Origin of the sequence: Niastella yeongjuensis (assembly GCF_900110245.1) — a bacterium.
GTDB lineage: Bacteria > Bacteroidota > Bacteroidia > Chitinophagales > Chitinophagaceae > Niastella > Niastella yeongjuensis.
Window position 1 is genome coordinate 543232 of record NZ_FOCZ01000002.1, and the last position, 23647, is coordinate 566878.

Sequence of the window (23647 nt, forward strand, 5' to 3'; positions counted from 1 at the left end):
TCTGCCTTCTGCCACCCCATTGCCTTTCTCCCCATTCCCTTATTTTTGCCCAAAAATCACCATTTGGATATCATCGATCCGCTCGCAGAAGCGTATGCAAGTCAGTTCACCTCTCCGGATGAGGCACTTTTGCAGGAGATAGCCACCACCACACAGGCGATGCATTCCCATGCGCATATGTTGAGCGGGCATGTACAGGGAAAATTTCTGGAAATGATCAGTTGCCTGTTACAGCCCCGGCGTATCCTGGAAATAGGCACTTTTACCGGTTACAGTGCACTTTGCCTTGCAAAAGGGTTGTTAAAAGACGGGAAATTACATACAATTGAGCTCCGGGAACAGGACGCCTCTGTAGCTCAGGCAAATTTCAATAGGTCAATTGACGCGGGAAAGATAATTTTGCATATCGGGAATGCGTTAACCATTATCCCTCAGTTACAGGAAACCTGGGATCTGGTATTTATTGACGCAGATAAGGTAAGTTATACCCAATATTATCAATTGGTATTACCATTGGTGCGGCCGGGGGGCGTTATCATTGCCGATAACGTACTTTTTCATGGTCAGGTACTGCAGCAACCGGTATCTGGCAAAAATGCAAAAGCCATTCAGGCTTTCAATGAATATGTGCTGCAGGATGCTCAGGTAGACAAGGTGTTGCTAACCATCCGGGATGGATTATTAATGATTCGAAAAAAATAAAACAGGATACCGTTGAAACGTTTACTGGTTGTAACAGCTTTTTTCGCAGTAAAGCACCTGCAGGCACAGCGCAATAGCGATGTGGTTGATTATGTAAATACTTATAAAGAAATTGCCATTCGCGAAGAACAACGGAGTGGCGTGCCTGCGGCCATTACCCTGGCGCAGGGGATACATGAAAGTATGGCCGGCAAAAGCGATCTGGTACTTAAATCGAACAACCACTTCGGTATAAAATGCCAGGCCACCTGGAAAGGCGAGAAAGTGTATCATGATGACGATGCCCGTGGCGAATGTTTCAGAAAATATGATAAACCTGAACAATCGTATATCGATCATTCCGATTTCTTAAAGAATGGTACCCGCTACGCCTTTTTGTTTCAGTTGGACCCCACGAATTACAGCGATTGGGCAAACGGATTGAAAAAAGCCGGTTATGCTACCAATCCCAAGTACCCGCAGATCCTGATCAAATACATAGAAGATTACAACCTGCAACAATACACGCTCATTGCCATGGGTAAAATATCGCCCAATGATGAAGTGCTGGCAGGTGGTGGCAAACCAGTGAATATTGGTACCGGTGTAGTGATACAGGTACCCGTTGGCCCCAAACCGGTGGTTGAATACCCCATCGGTGAATTCAAGATCAACAGGACCAAGGTGATCTTTGCCAAAGCTGGAACTTCCTTACTGGGTATTGCCAAACAATTCGACGTTTCGTTAAGACACCTGCTGGATTTTAATGAATTTAGTGAAGATGAAGACGATGTGTTGGCACAGGACCAATTAGTGTTTGTTCAACGTAAACGCAGGGAAGGGCCCCAGGAATTTCACATCGTGTTGCCGGGTGAAACGTTGTACGATATCAGTCAGTCAGAAGGTATCCGCCTTGAAAACCTGATCAATTTGAACCGTTTGCAGGATCAGGGAGAGCCGGCTATAGGAGAGAAATTGTATTTGCAGGACAAAGCACCGGAAATGCCTAAACTGGCAAAGGATGTAGTGTATGTAGCGCCAACACCTGTTCCGCCGGTGGTGGTTCCAACACCTACCCAGATCACACCCGCTAATTCATCGGCGACAGCCGGCACTATTCACATAGTATCGGAAAAAGAAACTTTGTTTAGTATTGCGAAAAAATATAGTATTACAGTAGAACAACTTAAAGAGTGGAATAAACTGGCTGGTAATGAACTGAAGGTTGGACAGGAACTGGTTATTTACAAAAACTGATTTATGGGTGATATTCGCGTACACGACAAACAATTTGAACCGTACATTAATGCATCAACGATCGCTGGCCGGATAAAAGAAATTGCCGGCGAACTGAATAAGGAATACAGTGACAAAAAGCCATTGTTCATTGCAATTTTGAATGGCTCATTTATGTTTGCGTCCGATCTGTTCAAGGAGCTTGCCATCGATGCTGAGATCTGTTTTATAAAACTGGCCTCTTATAAGGGAACAAAATCAACCGGTCATGTATTAACAGCTATTGGCCTCGATATGGACCTGTTTGGCCGGGATGTGGTTATAGTAGAAGACATTGTTGACACCGGCAAAACACTCAGCGAATTTTTGCCCCAGTTACACCACCAGCAACCTGCCTCGTTAAAAATTGTAGCGCTGCTGCACAAACCCGAAGCAACGGTATTTCCCATTACCATCGATTACCTTGGTTTTTCCATCCCGAACAAATTTGTAGTCGGGTATGGCCTTGATTATGACGGATTAGGTAGAAACATTCCGGAAATCTTCAAGCTGATTGAATAGGAGTTGATATGGTATTAAGTGTCATCTGTTAACGGCAGCGTTCGTTAACCGGTTAGCTGCGTAATCTGCATCAACATATTGAAACATGCGTATGCCATATTAACCTCATTCCTGTTTATGATCACTGCCCATGCGCAGTATTATTTACGAGGTGAGGTCAGGGACGAAAAGAATAATCTTCTGTCGAACGCACGTATTTTGCTTCACTCAACCGGTTATGTGTACTCCTCGGGAAGCAGCGGCTCATTCGGGATTATGACCACCAAACACATTGACTCCGTTACCATTTCCCTCGACGGTTATCAATCGCTCTCCATAAAACTCGAAACCGCTAAGTTTCATTCCCTGGTTTTAAAAACATTAGTTACTTCGGCCAACCTGCAAAAGAACCGGCTGCTTTCTTTTACCCGCAATTTAAAACCCGGTGAACGCCGTAACTGGACGGTAGGCACCGAAACGTACAATTCATTGCTGGAAAATGATTTTGTACAGGCCGATAAATATCCTGAAACCGGGTTTGCCATCAATACCGACAAAGCATCGTACAGCAATGTGCGTCGCTTTTTGAATATGAACACCACGGTTCCGCCCGATGCGGTGCGTACCGAAGAAATGCTGAACTATTTCAATTTTAAATACATTCCGCCGCCGACCGATAGCGTATTCGGATTTAACTCATATGTATCGGAATGCCCCTGGAACAAAACAAACCAGTTACTCACGCTGCAGATCTCGGCTCGTAAACTGGACCCTGAAAAAATACCCCCCAGCAACCTGGTTTTTTTGATAGATGTTTCAGGTTCCATGGATATGCCTAACCGCCTGCCGTTGTTGAAATCGGCCTTTACTTTACTGGTGAATAACCTGCGCGATAAGGATACCATTTCCATTGTGGTGTATGGCAGCACCATTGGCGTATGGCTGCAACCCACTTCGGGCAAGGAGAAAGAGAAGATCCGGAAATCGATCGAAGAGCTATACCCGGGCGGATCAACCCCGGGTGAGTCAGGCATCAGAACAGCCTATAACCTGGCCAAGAGTCAGTTCATAAAGGGCGGCAATAACCGCGTTATTCTGGCTACAGACGGTGATTTTAATGTGGGCCAAACAAGCGACGATGAACTGGAGAAACTGATCACCCTGCACCAGCAATCGGGGATTTATTTAACCTGTTTGGGGGTGGGTATGGGTAATTATAAGGATTCGAAACTGGAAGTGCTGGCAAAAAAAGGAAACGGAAATTTCGCCTACCTGGATAATGAGCGCGAAGCCGAAAAAGTGTTGGTGAAGGAATTGACCCAAACACTGTACAGTGTAGCCGATAATGCCTTTTTGAATATTGAATTCAATGCCGGGCTGGTTAAACAATACCGGTTAATTGGTTTTGATAACAAATGGAAAGCGCTGGTGGATTCTGTCAGTGAGCTGGATGGGGGCGAAGTAGGTTCGGGCCACTCGGTGATTGCCTTGTTTGAAATAGAACCGGTTTTTGCTGCCGGGCAACCTGTAACCAACCAGGGCAACCTGGCAAAAATAAACGTGCGGTATAAACAGCCCAACGACACACTTCAGCGTTATACTACCTATCGCTGTCCGTATAACGTATCCTCTTTTGCCAGTCTGCCGCCTACCTGCCGGTTTGCATCATCGGTAGCTATGTTTGCCGCCCTGCTGAAAGATTCAAAGTATGCGCAGAAGTATAGCTGGGGCGAAGTAATAAAGCTGGCTACCGATTCGGAAGATGCGCAGGATGCCGTGCAGCAGGAGTTTATTACCATTATTGAAAGGGCGAAAAAGGTATATGGGCGGGAACGAAAACGGAAGAAACAACTATAAAAATAAAAAACGCGGAACACCAGCATGAGCATTCCGCGTTGAATAATATAAGTTGAAAGTTACGAGAACATTTCTCTCACTTTATCAAAAAAGCTTTTATCAGACTTTTCAGGTTGTGGTTTGAAGTTGGGTGAGCTGTTCATTTTCTCCAGCTGTGCCTTTTCTTCTGCCGACAGGTTTTGCGGTGTCCACACATTCACATAGATCAGTTGATCACCTTTTTCGTAAGAGTTCACACCAGGGAATCCTTTGCCTTTGAGGCGGAAGATCTTTCCGCTTTGAGTGCCGGCAGGGATTTTGATCCGCGCCTTGCCATCGATGGTAGGCACTTCAACAGAAGTACCAAAGCAGGCATCAGGGAAAGTGATGTGGAGTTCGTAGGCCACATTCAGGCCATCCCGGTGCAGGTCTTTATGTTGTTCTTCTTCAATTAAAACGATCAGGTCACCGGGAGGGCCGCCACGTTCACCGGCATTACCCCGGCCGCCCAGGCTCAGCTGCATGCCTTCGCCAACACCGGCAGGAATATCGAGGGTAACGGTTTCTTCCCCATACACCCTTCCTTCGCCTTTACAGCTGCCGCATTTAGCGGTGATGGTAGTTCCTTCACCATTACATTGCGGACAGGTAGTTACGGTTTGCATTTGACCGAGGAAGGTATTGGAAACCCGGCGAACCTGTCCACTGCCACCGCAGGTGCCACAGGTTTGAACGCTGCCTTTATCTTTTGCACCACTGCCCTGACAAGTGCTGCAGGGTACGTGTTTTTTTACTTTTACCTGTTTGGTAACGCCTTTGGCTATCTCCTCATACGTCAACTTGATCTTTATACGCAGGTTGCTGCCGCGAACGCCCCGCATGCGCTGGCCACCTCTTCTTCCGCCGCCACCGCCGCCGCCAAAGAAGCTTCCGAAGATATCATCACCGAAGATATCGCCAAACTGGCTGAAGATATCTTCCATATTACCCTGGCCACCACCATAGCCGCCACGGCCATTACCTTGTACCCCGGCATGCCCAAAACGATCGTATTGGGCGCGTTTGTCGGCATCACTCAGCACTTCATAGGCTTCGGCAGCCTCTTTGAATTTATCTTCGGCTGCTTTATCACCAGGGTTACGGTCAGGGTGAAACTGCATGGCTACCTTGCGGTAAGCCTTTTTAAGTTCATCCTGCGATGCACCTTTGGAAACCCCTAATATTTCGTAATAATCTCTTTTCGACATTATATTGATTTGAAAATTTATTTCCCAACTACGACTTTGGCGAAGCGGATAATTTTATCATTCATATAGTAACCTTTCTGCACTTCATCGACCACCTTGCCTTTCATAGCCGGAGTAGGGGCAGGAATTTCCGTGATAGCCTCGTGTTGGTCTGGATTGAAATCGGTGCCAATGGTTTGCATGGGTTTTACGCCCTTGCTTTGGAGTGTACTTCTTAACTTATTAAATACCAATTGAATGCCTTCTTTTACCTGGGTATCATTACTGTTCTGTAATTGTTTTTCGGCGCGGTCGCAATCATCCAGCACATCCAGCAGGGAAGTGATCACCTCTTTACCGGCTGTGTTTATCATTTCTATCCGTTCCTTGGCAGTACGGCGTCTGAAGTTTTCAAACTCAGCCGCCTGACGCAGGTATTTGTCTTTCAGCTCGGCAATTTCTGCCTGTAGCTTGCCCACCTCATCTTCACTGGCCACTGGTTCATTCAAATGCGAAGTGCCGCTGATGCTTTCGTCGGTGTTAATATCCATTCCGGCATTGGTCCCGTTTTCACGGTTCACTGTGTTTTTTTCATTATCTGCCATAACTAGTGCTTACGTGTTTTATTCACTTTTCAAAAACTGCAATATTGACGGTCAAAACCGCTTCCAAACAGGGTCGGAACCGGTCTTTTCTGCGTCAGGGGTGACGCTGCCCTTAGGGCGGCGCTAAAAATACCAATTTTCACTGGCAATGCTATATCTGTCAATTATTTTGCCAGTAGGCGCCGGGGAGTCAAATTGTCTTATTTACGGCCTTTTGAAGGTAAAATGGACATTCGTCCCAGACCCTGCCCGGGCGGGTGCAAAGGTAAGCAAAAGAGACAGAGGGCAGAAAGACCGCGACCGCGAGCCATCCGAAAAAGGGACCTAATAACTCAATAACCTAAAAACATAATAACCCGAAACCCGGAACGCTGAACCCGGAACAAAGAACTTAGAATAAATAACATATAACTCAATAACATAATAACCTAAAAACTTAAGAACCCGGAACGATACATATTTAACATAAACTAACCATTTTTTTACCGGAAGCAGCAATTTCCGGCAACTACACCTCTAAATCGGATATATTTAATTGTGGTTCTTCGAATTAATTCAAAACCATTTATTGATATACGTTATGTCAGCTATTTATCGGACACTTAATTATCAATACTTAAAACATATGAAAAATTTCATGATAATTAGTTGATACTAACGGTTATCAAAAAGCTGAATTTTTATTTTGGTGAACCTGATTAATCGCTAATTTTAGTTCACAGCATTTTCACAACCAAACATTTTACAAAAACATCACTTATGCCCTCAAAGCTAACTGTTAGGTTGTGGCTAGCCATACTATTGCTATTACCTGCCACAACGATTCTTGCTCAGCAAAAAAGTATTACTGGAAAAGTAACGGATTCGAACAATCAACCCATCAACGGCGCCACTGTTACCGTTAAGGGTTCGAACGTTGCTACGCAAACCAATGGGGAAGGACATTTCACTATTTCTGTTCCTGGTACTTCTTCTGTATTGGTTTTTTCTTCTGTTGGTTATGAATCACAGGAGATGCCCGTTGGTAGTAATATTACGCTGAATGTTTCTTTGAAAACAACTACTTCCAATTTGAATGAAGTGGTTATCACCGGTTATACTGCCCAACGGAAAAAAGACATTACCGGCTCCGTGGCCGTGGTGGAAGTAGATAACATGCGCCAGATACCCACCGGCACCCCTGAAAAAGCATTACAGGGTCAGGCTGCGGGTGTTACCGTAGTTACCTCCGGCGCTCCGGGCGGCAACAGTAACATCAGGGTGCGCGGTATTACTTCCGTAGGGTCAACCGATCCGCTGGTGATCATCGACGGTACACAGGGTAACCTGCACGACATTAACGTGAACGACATCGAGTCAATCCAGGTATTGAAAGATGCCGGCGCCGCCGCCATATATGGGGTGCGTGGTTCAAATGGCGTAATTGTCGTTACCACCAAACGCGGCAGATCGGGCAAAGTAAAACTTGCCTACGACGCCTACGTGGGTACGCAACGCCCATTGAAAGACGGGTTCAACATTGCCAACACCCAGGAAACCGCCAACGCCATTCAACAAGGCTATATTAATAGCGGGTTAACGCCAGGCCACAAACAGCTGGGCACCGGCACTACTCCGGTTATCCCCGATTATATTACCCCTACTGCAGCCATGGAAGGAGACCCCCGGGTGAATCCTTCCCAGTACAAACTGTACGATAATCAGATCACCAAAATCAATAAACAGGGTACCGACTGGTTTCATGAGATCTTTAAACCGGCAGTGATCACCAGCCATAACCTGGCTGTTTCACAGGGTACCGATAAGTCCACCTTCTTCCTGTCGCTGAATTATTTTAACCAGGAAGGTACACTGATAGAAACCTATTTAAAAAGGTATTCTGCCCGTATCAACACCACTTTCAACTTAAATAACAAGATCCGCGTTGGTGAGAACGCGTATGTGTTTTACCGGCAAAACCCCGGATTGCCCAACTCTAACCAGAATGAAGGCAATCCCATCTCGCACAGTTACCGCGAAAGCCCGCTGATCCCCGTATATGATATCATGGGCAATTTTGCAGGTACAGGTTCACAGGGGCTGGGAAATGCGCAAAACCCGGTAGCTAACCTGAAACGCACTGCAGATAACAAAGACAACGACTGGCAGGTGCAGGGCAACGTGTTTGCAGAAGTAGACCTGCTGAAACACTTTACCGCCCGTACCAGCTTTGGTGGTTTCTTCGATAACCACTACTGGAATGTATTCGGTTATACTTCGTATGAAAATGCCGAAAACAATAAAAACCCCAACAGCTTTACCGAGTTCACCATGTATAACAGCAGTTGGACCTGGACGAACACGTTAACTTATAACGAAACCTTTGGCAAACACACCGTTAAAGCCCTGATAGGAACAGAAGCCATTCAAAACTATCAACGCGGCCTTTTCGGACAACGTACCAACTATCCGTTGACCAATGCCGGTAACCTTACAGTAAGTCCTAATCTGTGGACGCTGTTGTTCGGTCCGCCCAATGGTCAGGTAACGGGTAACCTGAGTATTAATAATGGTGTTACCATCGATGGTAACAATCCGCCTACCCCGGTACAAAGTGCGTTGTACTCACAGTTTGGCCGGGTTGACTACAACTACGACGATAAATACCTGTTGAGCGGTACGTTACGCCGTGATGGTTCATCCGTGTTTGATGAAAGCCAGCGCTGGGGGGTATTCCCATCAGTAACAGCCGGCTGGCGTATTTCGCGTGAAGCATTTTTTGGCAACATCAGCTGGTTAAACGAATTGAAGCTGCGTGGCGGCTGGGGTAAACTGGGGTCAATCAGTAACATCAGTCCTACCAATGCCTATACGCTGTTTACCCAGAGTGCTGCTATTTCCTATTACGATATCAACGGTAGTAACAATACTTCTAACCTGGGTATCTATAACAGTCAGTTTGGTAACAAACAAACTACCTGGGAAGAAGACATCATTACCAACATAGGGTTTGATGCGAGCCTGCTGGAAAACAAATTAACCTTCTCTTTTGAGTGGTATAAAAAGGCCATCAGTGGTTTGCTGTTCAGACCGCTGGCGCCGGCAACCGGTGGTGGTGCAACTGCCGCATTTGTGAATGCAGGTAACATCCAGAATACCGGTGTGGACATTGCAGCTACCTATCATGGTAAAGCAGGTGAGTTCAATTATGACGTTACCGGTACATTCACTTCCTATAAAAACCAGGTGAAGAGTTTGCCCGACGGTATTAAGTATTATGACCAGGTAAGTACCGGTTCCAGCCGATTTGGTGCATTCTCCCGTTTGCAGCCAGGTCAGGCATTGGGTGCTTTCTATGGATATAAAATGGTGGGACTGTTTCAAAGCGATGACGATGTAAACAAATCGCCGAAACAGGAAGCAGCAGCACCCGGCCGCCTGAAATTCCAGGATACCAAAGCCGATAACAACATAGATGCCGACGACCGCACTTTCTTTGGTAATCCCAATCCTAAATTCACAGCCGGCCTGAACCTGGAAGCAAGTTATAAGAACTTCGATTTCTCTGCTTTCTTTTACGCATCAGTAGGTAATGATGTGATCAATTACGTTCGTTACTGGACCGATTTCCCGCAAGTATTTGACGGTGCTTTGAGTAAGGATGCGGCCAACAATTCGTGGACGCCCACCAGAACAAATGCCAAAGTGCCCCGGTTAGAGCGCGGCGCCAACTTCAGTACTACTACCCAGTTCAGTTCTTATTACCTGGAAGATGGTTCCTTCCTGCGTTGCAAGTCGATGGTGCTCGGTTATAACATACCAACCGGCCGCATTAAAAAAGTAGGTATTGATCGTTTACGGATCTACGTGCAGGCAGCCAACCTGTTCACTATGACCAAATATACTGGTCTGGACCCAGAGTTAACGACTTCGAACCTGCGTGATAATACAAACTTCGGTATCGACTTCGGTAACTATCCTTCTAACCAGAAGAACTACAATGTGGGCGTAAACCTAACTTTTTAAAACTGAAATCAACGCAAAATGAAACGTAATCCATTTCTATACAGACATACAGCGGCGATTTCACTAATGACGCTGTTACTGATAATTGCCTCATGCAGTAAAAGTTTTCTCGAAAAAGAACCACTGGGCGCCTTTAAGCCCGAACAGTTAACCAACAGAGCCGGTGTATCTGGTTTGTTGTTGGGCGCTTACCATATGCTGAGCGGTATGGGAAATAACGGTACAAACTGGTCATCCGGACCTTCCAACTGGGTATTTGGCAGTGTAGCGGGTGGCGATTCCTATAAAGGTTCAACCCCAAGCGATCAGGGGGACATTGTACAAATAGAAACATGGGCCTACAATACCAACAACCCTTATTTTAATCAAAAATGGCAGGCCGTTTATGAAGGGGTGCAACGTTGTAATGATGTACTGCGTGCATTAGCCAGCGTAACCGACATGACGGATGCGGAGAAAACGCTGACCGCAGCCGAGGCCTATTTTTTAAGAGGACATTTTCACTTTGAAGCAAAGAAAATGTGGAACAATGTACCATTTGTCGATGAAAGCATTACAACAGTAGCTAAAAATACCAATGTGCCTAATATAGATGCATCGGGTAATTACATAGACATCTGGCCAAAGATAGAGGCCGATTTTCAAAAAGCAATTGATGGTTTGCCCGTTAATCAATCTCAAAATGGAAAGGGCAGGGCAAACAGATCAGCTGCTATTGCTTACATGGGTAAAGTGTTACTGTTTCAACACAAGTATGCAGCAGCCAAAGCGCAGTTCGATAAGATCATCCCAACTGCCTATGGCGGTAGTGGCAATGGTGTAACCGCTTTGGGTAATTCCTACAAGCTGGTGAATTTTGAAGACAACTTCAATGCAGCCACAGACAACAGCGATGAATCCATTTTCGCCTATCAGGCAACGGTAAATGATGGTTCAGGTACCAACGGTAATGTGGGTGAAGCCCTGAACCTGCCTAACAGCGCAGGCCCCGGTGGTTGCTGCGGTTTTAACAACCCCACTATATCACTGGCCAACTCATACAAGACAGATGCCGATGGCTTACCGCTGTTCGATACCTACAATAGCAGCCCGAATGTAAGCGATCCGGCTGCGCCTTATACGGGTAACCTCGATCCCCGGATCGACTGGACGATGGGCCGTCCCGGTGTTCCTTATTTCGACTGGGGCCCAACACCAAACAACACCTGGATCCGCGACCAGGCTACCAATGGTTATTTCAGTCCTAAGAAAAATGCGTATGCCAAGTCACAACAGAACCTGTTATCATCAACCGAAACCAGTTTCTGGGGGCCCACACAGATCACCGCCAATAACATAAACCTTATTCGCTTTGCCGATGTATTGTTATGGGCTGCTGAATGTGAGATAGAGGTGGGTAGTGAGGTAAAAGCATTGGAATACGTAAACTATGTACGTGCACGGGCTGCAATCGCCTCTGGCTGGGTATATAGTGGCAGCGATTACGATGCTGGAGCCGGTAAATACAAAACCCAAACAACGCCAGCCGATAAGTATGTGGTAAACCCATATCCTGCAGGCGCATTTGCTGATAGAACATTCGGCAAAAAGGCGATCCGGTTCGAAAGAAAACTGGAGCTGGCCATGGAAGGCGTGCGCTTCTTTGACCTGGCCCGTTGGGACAATGGCACCGGAACGGTAATGGCTGCTGAATTAAATGATTTTGCAACCGCAGAAAAGCAACGGCCTACCATTTTTGCCATCAACCAGTCTTCTAAATTTACGGCCAAAAAGAATGAATATTTCCCGATCCCTCAACAACAAATTGATATAGAAAACGCATTCGGAACAATAAACCTCAAACAGAACGGAGGATACTGATCCGGATTATCATAGAATGTGAAAATGCTGTACAAAAGTAGTCGTGCCACGTCCTTTAAACAGGGTCCGTGGCACGACTCGTTTAAAGTCTTACTTTTGCGGCGATGAATCAGGTAATATTAAAAAAGAAGATCAGTATGCGGGTAGCCAACGGGCATCCCTGGATCTTCGCCAATGAAGTAAATGAGGCTCCGGAAGGGGTGAACCCCGGCGATATTGTTGACGTATACACGCACGATAAAAAGTTTATCGGCAAAGGATACATTAACCCCCGCTCGCAGATCCTGGTACGCCTGCTTACCCGTAAAAAGGACGATGTAATAAATGAAGAATTCTTCTATAACCGCCTGCTGGAAGCCTGGCAATATCGCCAGCAACTGGGGTACACGGAAAATTGCCGGCTTATTTTCGGGGAGGCCGATTACCTGCCCCAATTGATCATTGACAAATTCAATGATTATTTTGTTATTCAAACCCTGGCGCTGGGCATCGATGTTTGGAAACCCGCCATTGTAGCGGCCCTGGAGAAGATCTTCAAGCCTAAAGGTATATACGAGCGGAATGACGTACCCGTGCGGGAACTGGAAGGCCTGCCGCAGCACAAGGGATTCTTATCAGCACCCTTTGATACAAAGATCACCATTCAGGAAAACGGATTGAAGTTCTTTGTGGATATCGAGAATGGTCAAAAAACAGGGTATTTCCTCGATCAGCAGGATAACCGCCGTGCCATTCAGCACATTGTAAAAGGAGCCGATGTATTGGGCGCTTTTACCTATACCGGAACTTTTGAAATACATGCAGCTCATTACGGCGCCAAGTCTGTACTGGGGCTTGATATTTCTCAAAACGCAGTAGACCAGGCCAACCGCAATGCCGCCCTGAACGGGGTTGACAAAACCTGCCGGTTTGAATGCATGAACGCGTTCGACGTACTGAAAGCCTGGGCCAAAGAAGGAAAGCAGTATGATGTGGTAATGCTTGACCCGCCCTCGTTCACCAAAACAAGGGATAACATTCAAAAAGCCATTACTGGTTATAAAGAGATCAACCTGCGGGGCATGAAGCTGATTAAACCCGGTGGTTTTCTGGTTACTTCCAGTTGTACCAACCTGGTTCAGCCCGATCTGTTCCTCGAAATCATTCAGCTGGCGGCCAAGGACGCGCGCAGAAAGATCAGGCAGGTAAGCTTTTTAACACAGTCGGCCGACCACCCCATTGTTTGGGAATGGGAGAATACCCACTATTTGAAATTCCTTATTGTTCAGGTATTATAAAGGCAATAGGATATGGGTAATGGGCAATGAAAAAAGGTTTCGGAAAATTTTAGTTTCCGAAACCTCAACGTCCTAAAACAAGAAATTCAGGCGAAGTGCCTGAATTCAAAATATTTTCGAGTCTTCCTATTCACTATTGCCTACTGCCCATTGCCTATTTGGAAACCTGGAACTTACCGGAATCAATTACTTTACCGTTCTTATCTTTTAACTGGAAGATATATATACCGCGGTAAAAATCGTTCAGATTAACAGTGGTTTTGGGAGATACATTATTTATTTCCTGCACTTTCTTTCCGATGAAGTTAAAGATCTGCAGATTGTAAGATTTATCGTAACCGCGTTGAAAATCAAATGTGATAATGGAGGTAGCCGGGTTTGGGTAGAACTTTACAATGGCAGGCGCAGTGTCCCTTCCGGGATTTCTGTCCTGGCTTTTGGCTTGTAAAGTCAATAAAAGGATAGTAGACAATGCGTAAAAAATCTTCATGCAAGATGATATTTTACAATTATTGTTCAAGATACTTCCGTTTGCCCAAAATTACAAATCCTTTAGGAATTAACCGGGCTTGGGTAAGGGAATCTGCTTACATATTTGGATACAGATTGAATTTTAACCTTATCTTAATTGATAATAATCAATTAATTGCGTTCAGGCTTGCCTGAATAGCGTCGAAATCGGGCAGGTCGCCGGCTTTCTCTAACACCTGGGCATATTGTACGGTCCCTTGCCGGTCAATCACAAACGAAGCCCTTTTTGAAACTCCTTTCATATTATAGTTCCATTCTTCATAAATGGCGTTGTACAGCCTGGATACTTCTTTATTGAAATCACTGAGCAAAGTGAATTGAAACCCCTGTTCTTCTTTAAACCTGGCCAGCGTGTACAAAGAGTCTACACTGATGCCTAATACTTCTGCATCGATATTATTAAATAAACTCATGTTATCGCGTACATAACATAGCTCTTTGGTACAGGTGCTTGAAAAAGCAAACGGGTAAAAAAGCAGGACCACTTTTTTGCCTCTTAAATTGTTCAGACCTATTTGGTTCTTGGCAGAATCGAATAAGATAAAATCGGGTGCGGGTTGTCCAACGGAAGCCATAATATGAAAATTTGAAAATGGAAAAATGAGCAAATGCTGCCCGCCGTAATGTACCGGAAGGCGGGTAAACCGTCGGCAAATTAATTAATAATTCATTATCGCCTGCTACCGCAGGCACTTAGTTAGTCGCAAGCGAAAGTATATTTTTTTGCAGTTCAATATACCGTTTGTAAAACCTTCGAAGTGGTTCGTATTGCGGATCGCGGAAAGACAGATCGGTTAGGCCATTGCCTACGGTAACATATTGGATCAGCATGTCGTGGTCGAAGAAGAACACCTCGCCATGTTTTATTTCATCTTCATAATAGGAGAGAAAATCTGTTTCATACAATTCCATACAGATCAACCGGCCCCGGTTCATATAGTAGGTTTCGGTATACTCCAGGGAATCAATTCGGTAGCGGACCTCAAAAACAATGATATTGTTATTGTGAACGGTGTAGTACCAGGTTTCTTTAAGCGGTTCATCTTTCCGTAGAATTTTATTGAGGTAGAAAGTGCGTTGCGATTTCAGGGAAAGGCTGTCTGTTTCATGGATCACCTGATCGATATTCGTTCGCCAGTCATACCTGTTTTGGGTAAACGAAGATGAGGAAATAGCCAGCGCAACAATGGTCATAAGCATTGTTACAGGCAGTCCGATTGGTTGGTGCGGACGGCGGAAGGTTGCTATCGCTGCCGAGACTCTCATGTTTATTAAATTTAAGATTTTATCAGCGAATTATAAATTCCGGATAACAAAAAAAACTGCATGTGGATTAGTTTTCCAGGGAGGAAGGAAAAGCGGTAGCGGAGCTGGCACTAACAGGAGGTAAGGAGCAGTCAGTAATCAAAGCAGCGATGTATAACTTTATAACAATAAGCGTACCCGACTCACGGGTTTGTAACCTTTTACCGTTACAGATCTTTATTAATTTCAACAAACGTTTGCCTCTTTGTTTTGTTCAACAGCGTATTGTTTTTATTCAAAATGTTCTAAATCATTGTTGCTTAATTCGTATTCTAAATCACCACAGCATGGTTCTGAAAAAGCCAACTGCTTCAGCCTGTATGCCCGTCTTTACATTATTCGTAAAAGCGCAATCAGACGTTGCCTTAATGCTATCGAAATATTGACCAGCAAACAGCCTGCTGTTGTTAAAATAGTACCAGGCCAACTGGTTATTCATAACTGTGCGGTGGTTTTTACCGTAGCCCAATAAACTAAAATTTAGGACATAACATTTTGTACTCGCTGCTGTTATCGTGGTGCAAAAAGCCTATGTAACAAAGTGATATTTCAAACCCGCCCCGGCCCATGCTTACTGTTTTCAGCTGCGATATATTTACATCATAACTCAGGGCAGTAGACAGGTGTCCCCAGTCTATTTTCAGTACCGGCACCAGGGCGTCTTTCCAGCGAAGGAATAAACCTGCGCTCAAAGTATAGGTAGGGTTGTTGTCGAGGTCGTAGCCCAGTTTATAAGAATACAAGGCACCGCCAATGGTTTCCGTATTGTTACCCTGTATAGAGTGATCGGCCTGTAGGGTAAGGGAAGAAACATCATCCACACTCCACTTAACCCCAATAGAGGCAACATATTTGGGATTCAGTTCAATACTGTAATTGTGGTAAAACGTGTTTTTGGGCCGGTTCAAATGGTGGTAGGCAAATCCGATGAACATGCTGTTTTCCTGATCGGGGCCAAAGGTGGTATTAAAGCTCATACCCACACTGGCGTCCCAGGTAGCATAATTGGGCGATAGCATAGTTTCCCCGTTAGGTAAAGTGGCATCGTACCCGCCACCCGTATACTGGTTATCGGTGGTGATCTTGGTAATATCGATGCTTTTGCGTATCAGTCCGCCCATAAAACCCAGCGACAGGTACATGGTTTTTTCATCGCTCAACGATTTGTGGTAGTTGAGGGCTGGCAGGATCTGCGTGGTAGTTAACCCCACAGTACCGGCTTTGTCAAATACGGCCTGCAAACCGGTAGTCATAAAATCATTACCGGTACCCATGTGGAATTTATATTCCGCGTTCAGCGAACCGGTTCTATAGGCATTGGTAATGCTGTTCCATTGATCGCGATAAACGCCCTGAATGCGATAATCCCCGGTGTATATGCCGGCCAGCGAGGGGTTGCGCAACAGAGGTGCCTCGAAAAATTGAGAAAAATGTATATCCTGTGCTTTTGCGTTCAGCAGGGAAAGCAGCAGGGTTAAGCCGGCAATGGATCGTTTAATACTTCGGCCGGTGATCATGGTTGGGTTATTTAATGTTAAATACTTTAATTACCGCACCAATGCCACATTGCCTTTTACGGGAACAATGGCATTGTTTTCACACACAAATTCTATGATATATACATATACATCGGCGCTGGCAGGTTTACCTTTATAGAAGCCATCCCAACCGCCGGAAGGGGTACGGTCATTAGCCTGGAAATTCATTTTTTCAAACACCATCTCGCCCCAGCGGTTAAAGATGCGCATGCTGTTCACCCGGGCCAAGCCAATGCCCCGTGGTGCAAAAACGTCGTTCACGCCATCTCCATTTGGTGAAAAGGTATTGGGAACAAAATAGTTCAGCCCGCTGCACACAACAGTTACTGTAACTCCCCCTCTTGCTGTACAACCGTATTGGTCTTTTACCTGCACCAAATAGGTAGTGGTGGTTTTAGGATTGGCATAGGGCGTTGGGCAATCAGTACAACTCAGGTTTTTATCCGGCGTCCAGTTGTAGCTAACTACTTCCGGGCCATAAGTGACCGGCAATGTGATGCCTGTTGTTACAGGAATAACCGGATTTTCAACCACTGTAAGAGCAGGTGTAGGCGGCACGTACAGGGATTTACTGGTGGTATCGCTGCAACCGAGCGAGTTGCTGGCTTGCAGTTTAACTGTATAATTTCCGCTTTCCTTATATGAGAGCGATACGTTTGGGGTAGTAGGCGAATTGTTATTGCCAAGGTCCCATTGCCAGGTAATAGCGGTATCAGGCACGGTGAGCTTACCCTCCAGGTTCATGGTAACATTCAAACAGGCAATACTATCGCCTATAATGTATGGATCCGGCGTGCGCAATACCCTTATGAAATCGGAAATGGTTTTACTGCACCCTTGTTGGGTAGTAACAGATTGGGAAACTGTATACAGCCCCGGTTGCTGATACTTGTGAGAAGGATCACTCACGGAAGTGGTGGGGGTGCCATCCCCAAAATCCCATGTCCGGCTTACGACCGGGTCGTTGCCAATAGTATAATTGGTAAAGTTAACAGTACCTGAATCGCAGAATTTTTTATTGTCCGTTGCAAAGAAAGGATCAGCGCCGATCACTTTAATAGTGGAGCCCCCACCAACACCGGCTATACATCCTTGTTTATCGGTATACTGCAATATCGGATAGTAAAATGCCGGTGACCCGTAAAAATGCTGATAGGTTAAGGCCATGGAGGTGTCTATAACGCCGTCTCCAAATGCAAGTGAAAAGGGAAGATCGGGTATAACATCGATCGAAAAGTCGACGAGTAATTCATTACAGGCTTCCAGCGGACCGTAGGTAAGGGTTGTTTTAGTGCCGGGATTTATTACATGCACATTACTACTGGCCGAGTCTTTACATCCGCCATAGCCATATACATAAAGTTTAGCCGTAAAATCACCATAGGCGTTATAAAAATGGGTGGGGCTCATCAATGTAGAGGTAGCACCATCCCCGAAATCCCATGCCAGTGAATCATAATTCTGTGCCTGTGAGGTAAACTTGGTTTCAATGGGCGGACAAATGGTCAACGTGTCTTCGATGCCGAAAGCGGTAACTGGTTTTAAGGTTGTGATATAATTGTTGCGGGTTACGGAATCTTTACACCCGCCACGATCGGTTACCACCAGCTTCACGTTATAACTGGCATTGTCGCCGCCATACCTGAGAACGGGATCTTTAACCGTAGAGGTGCTGCCATTGCCAAAGTCCCACAGGTAGGTAAGCTGTTTACCGAAAGTGGAATCGGCCAAATGAATATCCGACGAAGGACAGATTGTCGTATAATCGGAGTTAAACCACGGCTCAAGTGTTGAAATGAAAATGGTGTCCGGCAACTTATAAGTACTTGTGCAACCCATATTATCTGTTACAGTCAACTGCGGTATAAATTCACCGGTGTCTGTATACGAATGTGAATAGGGCGTAGTGCTAAACGTTTGGGTTTTGCCATCACCAAAATCGAATGCCCAGCTTTTTAACGGGCTGCCTACGCTGCTCAGCGTGGAATGATCATTAAACGTAATGATAGCATCCTTACAACCACCGGGCAATGCCGCTGTGAAGTTAGCTGTGGGGCTAACTACGGTTACCGCATTACTCACTTCTTTGGTATTGATACATCCGTTGATGTCGGTAATGGTGAGGCCAATACTATGTTGGCCATTTGTAGTAATGTTAGCCGTATAGGAAGGGCCGCCTGCAACTAAGGGGCCTCCATCGATCTGCCATTCGTATTTGGCAATGTTTTTTGGGTTGTTGGTAGAATTGATCGCAAAATTGAAACCCCGGCATACGTTTGGCGCAACGGTGAAATCGGCCAGTTCTTTTACCAGTTTAACCACTGTTGCAAACTGACTGGTGCATCCATTCTGTGTTACAGTGAGGGTGACGGGATAGTCCTGGTTAAACGCCGGGAACATATAGGAGGGGCTTTGAGCAGTTGAAGTGCCGGGCACGGGGCCGCCAAATGACCACGAATAGCTTGCCGGTTTAGATGGATCTGGATCAACAGATGAAGAATCTTTAAATGTTACTGTCAGATCACCGCAGGTAAATATAGGTCTGAACCTGGCAATTGGTGGTTTTATATGAACAGTTTTACTGAACGCGGTTGCAGAGGGACAGCGGTTGTTGAAAGCAATTAACTGAACGATAAATGTTCCTGAATCTACATAGAGGTGTGTAGGATTCTGTTCATCGGAAGAGGTTTTGTCGCCGAAGTCCCATGCCCAGCCATTTACATCCTGTGACGGCGTTGATTGATCGGTAAAAATGATTGGTTCCGAAGCGCAGGCATCGGTATTCGACATGTTGAAGCTGGCTGTTGGCGGCGTTCCTACCTGCACACCGTCAGATTCCGTGTCTGTTGCCGTACAACCTCCGGTGGTAGTAATGGTTAATTTAACCGGATATTTGCCAGTTTTCGTATACAGGTGCGGTGGATTTGGGTTAGCGCTGGTGATCACCGTACCATCGCCAAAATCCCAGGAGTAAGAAACTATCCCATCTACCGAACTTACGTTGGCAGAAGGCGTGTAATTATAAGGGACACACCCACCGGCTTTTCCGCTCGTGATCTCTACGGTAGGAGCTACGATTTGTACAATGGCTGGTTTGGTGACCTTTCCTTCACATCCTTTGTTATCTGTGAAAACAGCCGTTACATTGAAATTGCCAGCTGAATTATATTGATGGGTAGCAGGGGAGCCGGTTCCTGTGCTGCCGTCGCCAAATTCCCACGCCCATTTTGTATTAGGCGCAGGAGAAGCATCCTGAAAGGTTACACTCAATGGTGGTTTACAGGCCGCTCCGTTAGCAACCGTAAAATTGATCGTGGGAGAAGGCGCCACATACACTTTTTTGGTGGCTGAATCTTTACATGTAGGATAATTATTGTACAATTTTACTGTGTAGTCACCGGTTGCAGGGTATACTGTACTGCCATTGACGGTGGTTGATTGCTGGCCATTGCCAAATTCCCACAAAGTCTTTTGCGGGGTCACTGATGAACTATTGACAAAAGAAATAGTTGCGTTTTGGCAAAGGGTATCGGGCACTCCAATTGAAGTAGAAGGTCCCGTAAATGTGACCGGTTTGGTAACTGTGCCTGAACAGCCGAACTCACTGGTGGCCGTAAGCGTTACATTGTAAGTGCCGGCAGCATAGGTAGCGGATGGGGTGCTGGCGGTAGACGTAGTGCCATTACCCAGGTCCCACTGAAAGGTCATATTTCCCGGCCCACTCGATTGATTAATGAAATTGATGTTATAGGGAGCCTGACAGGTTGCCGCTTTCCCATTGTCAAAAGCCGCTTTAACACCCGACACAATACGGATATAACGGCCAGCAGTCGCCGTATTTTTACAACCCGAGCTGCTGGTAACAGTGAGGCTGACGTTATAAAAACCAACATTGCTATAAGAATGCGTGGGGTTTGGGTCGGTGCTGGTACTACCATCACCAAAATCCCATTGCCAGGATACAATACTGCCTCCGGGAACAGTACTGCGATCTGAAAACTGGATGTTTACCGGAACGCAACCTGTGGTAAGGTTGCTGGTAAATTGTGCCGAAGGAGAGGGATAAACTGTAACATATGCGTTTTTTGTGATGCCGTTGGTACCATCGTTGTTGCGAACTACCAACCTTACTGTATAAGTGCCGGGTTGGTCAAAACTTATTACGGGGTTTTGTACATTGGAAAGAGAGCCATTGCCAAAATCCCAATTCCAGTAAAGGGGATTCCCGGTAGTAAGGTCTTTAAAGTACACAACCAAAGGCGCGCAACCCGATGTTGCCGATGAAGTAAAGTCTGGTACCATTTGTTGTGCAAAAGCGCGCAGGGAAAATAAAAATGCCAATGATAAACAAAGCCAGGTTCTTAATAGAAAAAGCCGGTTTACAAAAGAAAACCGAACCGGCATAAGTAGCCGGTTTCCACAAGGTGCCAGTGCAAATTTACTCAAGTGCAAAACTGTTTTATGGTTTATAGGCAGTTATTCCCCTCTTCTGTACGAAAATGACCAAATCAATGCAAACCATGTTCCCGGTAAATTATATTTCAAACAGTAAAACATAATTTAACTACAGGTGTCTGCATAGCACAAATGACCAGTTCTTAACCAGTTGTGGGCAATGGTTTTGTCAGGGGTATGCGGATTGTAATTGGAAGTATTAAATAGGATATTTGGGGCTGAAGCCTATCCGTTCAAAAGTTGCCGGTTAATGGGAGGAGTATAGTGGTTAACCCCGACTTGCCGGGGCAAGTGTTGTTGCGTCAACTTATTTGTACGAGAAAAGAACAAGCCTCGTTGGGATAAAGTTCTTTCCGGATCTATTTTTTGCGTAATATCAAAAGCCTGGTTCCGTCAGTTGTTTGCATTTCTGCCTTCACATAATCCCAGTCACTGTCTTTGATCTTCCACAGTCCGTTTAATTTTTTCAACGGATCAACAGCGGTTGGAAAATCGGCTGTTATGGTGTAATCAGTGACATTGGGCTTCCAGGTGCCGTCAGTACTGCTACTGTTTGCAGTACCAGTTAAAGTTCCATCTTCATTAAATTTGAAACGATAGTCTAAAAACTGGCTTGAAAGATTGTTGGTGCCTTCAAAGTACTGTTCTACGATCCATTCCCCATGAGTAATGGCATCCATCACCAGGTCCTGCACTTTTTTCTCAATTGCTTTTTTGCAGGACGTGGATAACAGGGCAAGGCAACCCACCAAGATCAGAGGTTTTAATAGCTTCATAGTTCAGACTTCAGACGTCGGCAACAGATTCAGATATTAAAAATTATAAATATCTTTGTATTTTCCAAGTAAGTAGCCTGTAAAATATTCAATATTCAGGGTTTCTCCGCATATATCTTTGCACAACTCCTCACTCGTAAAGCGCCGTCCTTTCTGGTGTACCGCATTGCGTAACCACTGCAGCAGAGGGGTTGTATTCCCTTGTTTTATAAGTCCGTTTAAGTCTGTAATTGACTGATTTGCATAAGAGTAGAACTGTGCGGCGTAATAGCTGCCCAGGCTGTAAGTGGGGAAATAGCCAAAGCTGCCATGGCTCCAGTGCACGTCTTGCAGGCAGCCCTGTTTGTCGCCCGGTACTTTTACCCCCATAAGTGTAAGATATTGCTCATTCCAGTAACCGGGGATGTCTTTTACATTCATGGCACCGCCGATCAACAGTTTTTCCAGCTCATACCTGATCATAATATGAAAATGATAGGTAAGTTCGTCTGCCTCGGTGCGTATCAGCGACGGTTCCACTTTATTAATGCCTTTGTAGAATTGCTCCAGGGATACCCGGCCCAGCTGTTCGGGAAAATACGTTTGTAATACCGGCAACCAGCGTTCGCAAAAAGCACGGCTGCGGCCCACATGGTTTTCCCATAAACGCGATTGGGATTCATGAATAGTATAGGAGGCGGGCTCACCCAGCGGTAATCCATATTCGGTTAGTGGCAAACCCTGTTCGTACAGGGCGTGGCCTGCTTCATGAATACAGCTCCACACCATATTGCTCAGGTCATTTTCATCTATACGCGTAGTAATACGAACGTCCTTACTGTTGAAATTGGTGGTGAAGGGATGTTCAGAAATATCCTGGCGGCCGGCTTCCATATCGTATCCCAGTTCTTTAACCACCTGCAGGCCAAACTGCCACTGTTTGTCCTTGTTGTAATGCTGGCGTAAAAAGCTGTCATCTGCCACGGGCTGACTGGCAATTTTCCCCAGCAGCTCTTTTAACGGCTGCTGAATGGCCGAAAACACCCCATCGAGCAATTGCACCGTGGCGCCTTTATCGTGATCGTCGAGTAATGCATTATAAGGGTGGTGTTCATAACCCAGCATATCGGCTTCCTGTTTCTTTAATTCGATAAGGCGGGCCAGGTCATTGGCAAAAAATGAAAAATCATTTGCCTTGCGGGCTTCCATCCAGCTGTGAAAGCTTTTATTTACTGCCTCGGCCAGTGTACGTACAAAGGAAGAGGGGAATTTTTTTTGTTTGGAGTAATCCTGCCACGTCAGTTCCACATTCCTTTTTTCATCAGCTGACAATTTATCACCCGCCAACAGCTCCTGTAACAGCGCGCCCAGTTTTTCATCGGTGAAATGTTTATGGGCAATTTCAGAAAGGGTGGCAATCTGCTGGCCGCGAATAGGTGCTCCCTTGGGTGGCAAATAAGTTTCCTGGTCCCACTGCAACACAGCAGAGGCGTAGCGCAGATCGGCGATCGTTTGCATCTCTTTTATATAATCTTCGTACAGGGATCTGGTAGCTGTATTTGTCATGCTGAATGAAATTTATAATTAAGTACAGGGTGCGAAAGTCGGTAAATTATGCCATACCCAAAAACCACCACTATAATTAAGTATAGTGTGGAAAACGGCAAGTGGAACGTTATTCCCCATACCAGTTCTAACTGGCTCTTTTTCCATCGCTTGCACGGGTTTGGCCTTATGTGGAACATACCCATTATTCAAATGCGTTTAACATTGAGGTAAAAACTATTAACACCCTGT

17 protein-coding genes are annotated in these 23647 nt (G+C 45.6%); 7 read left to right on the forward strand and 10 right to left on the reverse strand.

The window, feature by feature from the left end; all coding sequences use genetic code 11:
• Nucleotides 1-63 precede the first annotated feature (63 nt).
• The 4 genes from BMX95_RS06925 to BMX95_RS06940 all read left to right on the forward strand — a co-directional run bounded on the left by BMX95_RS06925 (nt 64) and on the right by BMX95_RS06940 (nt 4314).
• Entirely contained in the window at nt 64-702 is a 639-nt protein-coding gene (locus BMX95_RS06925; protein ID WP_081201806.1) for an O-methyltransferase, read from the forward strand.
• A gap of 12 nt (nt 703-714) precedes the next feature.
• On the forward strand, nt 715-1938 hold the full coding sequence (locus BMX95_RS06930; protein WP_081201241.1) for a glucosaminidase domain-containing protein: 1224 nt from the start codon (nt 715-717) through the stop codon (nt 1936-1938).
• A 3-nt stretch (nt 1939-1941) separates the two neighbouring features.
• Nucleotides 1942-2478: a hypoxanthine phosphoribosyltransferase gene (gene hpt, locus BMX95_RS06935; RefSeq protein WP_081201242.1), complete on the forward strand. Its 537-nt coding sequence runs from the start codon at nt 1942-1944 to the stop codon at nt 2476-2478.
• Nucleotides 2479-2595: 117 nt separating this feature from the next.
• Nucleotides 2596-4314: a vWA domain-containing protein gene (locus BMX95_RS06940; RefSeq protein WP_133053955.1), complete on the forward strand. Its 1719-nt coding sequence runs from the start codon at nt 2596-2598 to the stop codon at nt 4312-4314.
• 59 nt (nt 4315-4373) lie between these two features.
• On the opposite strand, the gene dnaJ is transcribed toward BMX95_RS06940, so the two are convergent.
• Nucleotides 4374-5540 (reverse strand): molecular chaperone DnaJ, encoded by a 1167-nt coding sequence (dnaJ, locus tag BMX95_RS06945; protein WP_081201244.1) that lies wholly within the window; start codon nt 5538-5540, stop codon nt 4374-4376.
• A 17-nt stretch (nt 5541-5557) separates the two neighbouring features.
• Nucleotides 5558-6124 carry a nucleotide exchange factor GrpE gene (locus BMX95_RS06950; protein WP_081201245.1) on the reverse strand — a complete coding sequence of 189 codons (567 nt, stop codon included), beginning with the start codon at nt 6122-6124 and terminating at the stop codon, nt 5558-5560.
• Nucleotides 6125-6883: 759 nt separating this feature from the next.
• Between BMX95_RS06950 and BMX95_RS06960 the strand changes: the two genes are divergently transcribed.
• From BMX95_RS06960 to BMX95_RS06970, 3 genes are all read left to right on the forward strand, one after another.
• The gene (locus tag BMX95_RS06960) at nt 6884-10129 is read left to right on the forward strand and encodes a SusC/RagA family TonB-linked outer membrane protein (RefSeq protein WP_081201247.1); all 3246 of its coding nucleotides are present in this window, start codon (nt 6884-6886) and stop codon (nt 10127-10129) included.
• Between the two features lie 18 nt (nt 10130-10147).
• Complete coding sequence (locus tag BMX95_RS06965; protein ID WP_081201248.1) at nt 10148-11989, forward strand: RagB/SusD family nutrient uptake outer membrane protein; 1842 nt, start codon at nt 10148-10150, stop codon at nt 11987-11989.
• A gap of 104 nt (nt 11990-12093) precedes the next feature.
• On the forward strand, nt 12094-13266 hold the full coding sequence (locus BMX95_RS06970; protein WP_081201249.1) for a class I SAM-dependent rRNA methyltransferase: 1173 nt from the start codon (nt 12094-12096) through the stop codon (nt 13264-13266).
• Between the two features lie 154 nt (nt 13267-13420).
• On the opposite strand, the gene BMX95_RS06975 is transcribed toward BMX95_RS06970, so the two are convergent.
• The 8 genes from BMX95_RS06975 to BMX95_RS07010 all read right to left on the reverse strand — a co-directional run bounded on the left by BMX95_RS06975 (nt 13421) and on the right by BMX95_RS07010 (nt 23416).
• Nucleotides 13421-13756, reverse strand: coding sequence for a T9SS type A sorting domain-containing protein (locus BMX95_RS06975; protein ID WP_081201250.1), 336 nt, complete (start codon nt 13754-13756; stop codon nt 13421-13423).
• A 148-nt stretch (nt 13757-13904) separates the two neighbouring features.
• Nucleotides 13905-14372, reverse strand: coding sequence for a redoxin domain-containing protein (locus BMX95_RS06980; protein WP_081201807.1), 468 nt, complete (start codon nt 14370-14372; stop codon nt 13905-13907).
• Between the two features lie 118 nt (nt 14373-14490).
• A complete protein-coding gene (locus BMX95_RS06985; protein ID WP_133053956.1) occupies nt 14491-15063 on the reverse strand; it encodes a hypothetical protein in 573 nt (190 codons plus the stop codon).
• Nucleotides 15064-15379: 316 nt separating this feature from the next.
• Entirely contained in the window at nt 15380-15541 is a 162-nt protein-coding gene (locus tag BMX95_RS34860; protein ID WP_165758965.1) for a hypothetical protein, read from the reverse strand.
• A 34-nt stretch (nt 15542-15575) separates the two neighbouring features.
• A complete protein-coding gene (locus BMX95_RS06995) occupies nt 15576-16619 on the reverse strand; it encodes a PorP/SprF family type IX secretion system membrane protein (RefSeq protein WP_081201257.1) in 1044 nt (347 codons plus the stop codon).
• A gap of 30 nt (nt 16620-16649) precedes the next feature.
• On the reverse strand, nt 16650-21086 hold the full coding sequence (locus BMX95_RS35425) for a PKD domain-containing protein (protein WP_280517373.1): 4437 nt from the start codon (nt 21084-21086) through the stop codon (nt 16650-16652).
• Nucleotides 21087-21454: 368 nt separating this feature from the next.
• The gene (locus BMX95_RS07005; protein ID WP_081201261.1) at nt 21455-21871 is read right to left on the reverse strand and encodes a hypothetical protein; all 417 of its coding nucleotides are present in this window, start codon (nt 21869-21871) and stop codon (nt 21455-21457) included.
• Between the two features lie 36 nt (nt 21872-21907).
• Nucleotides 21908-23416, reverse strand: coding sequence for a carboxypeptidase M32 (locus BMX95_RS07010; protein WP_081201263.1), 1509 nt, complete (start codon nt 23414-23416; stop codon nt 21908-21910).
• Nucleotides 23417-23647 lie beyond the last annotated feature (231 nt).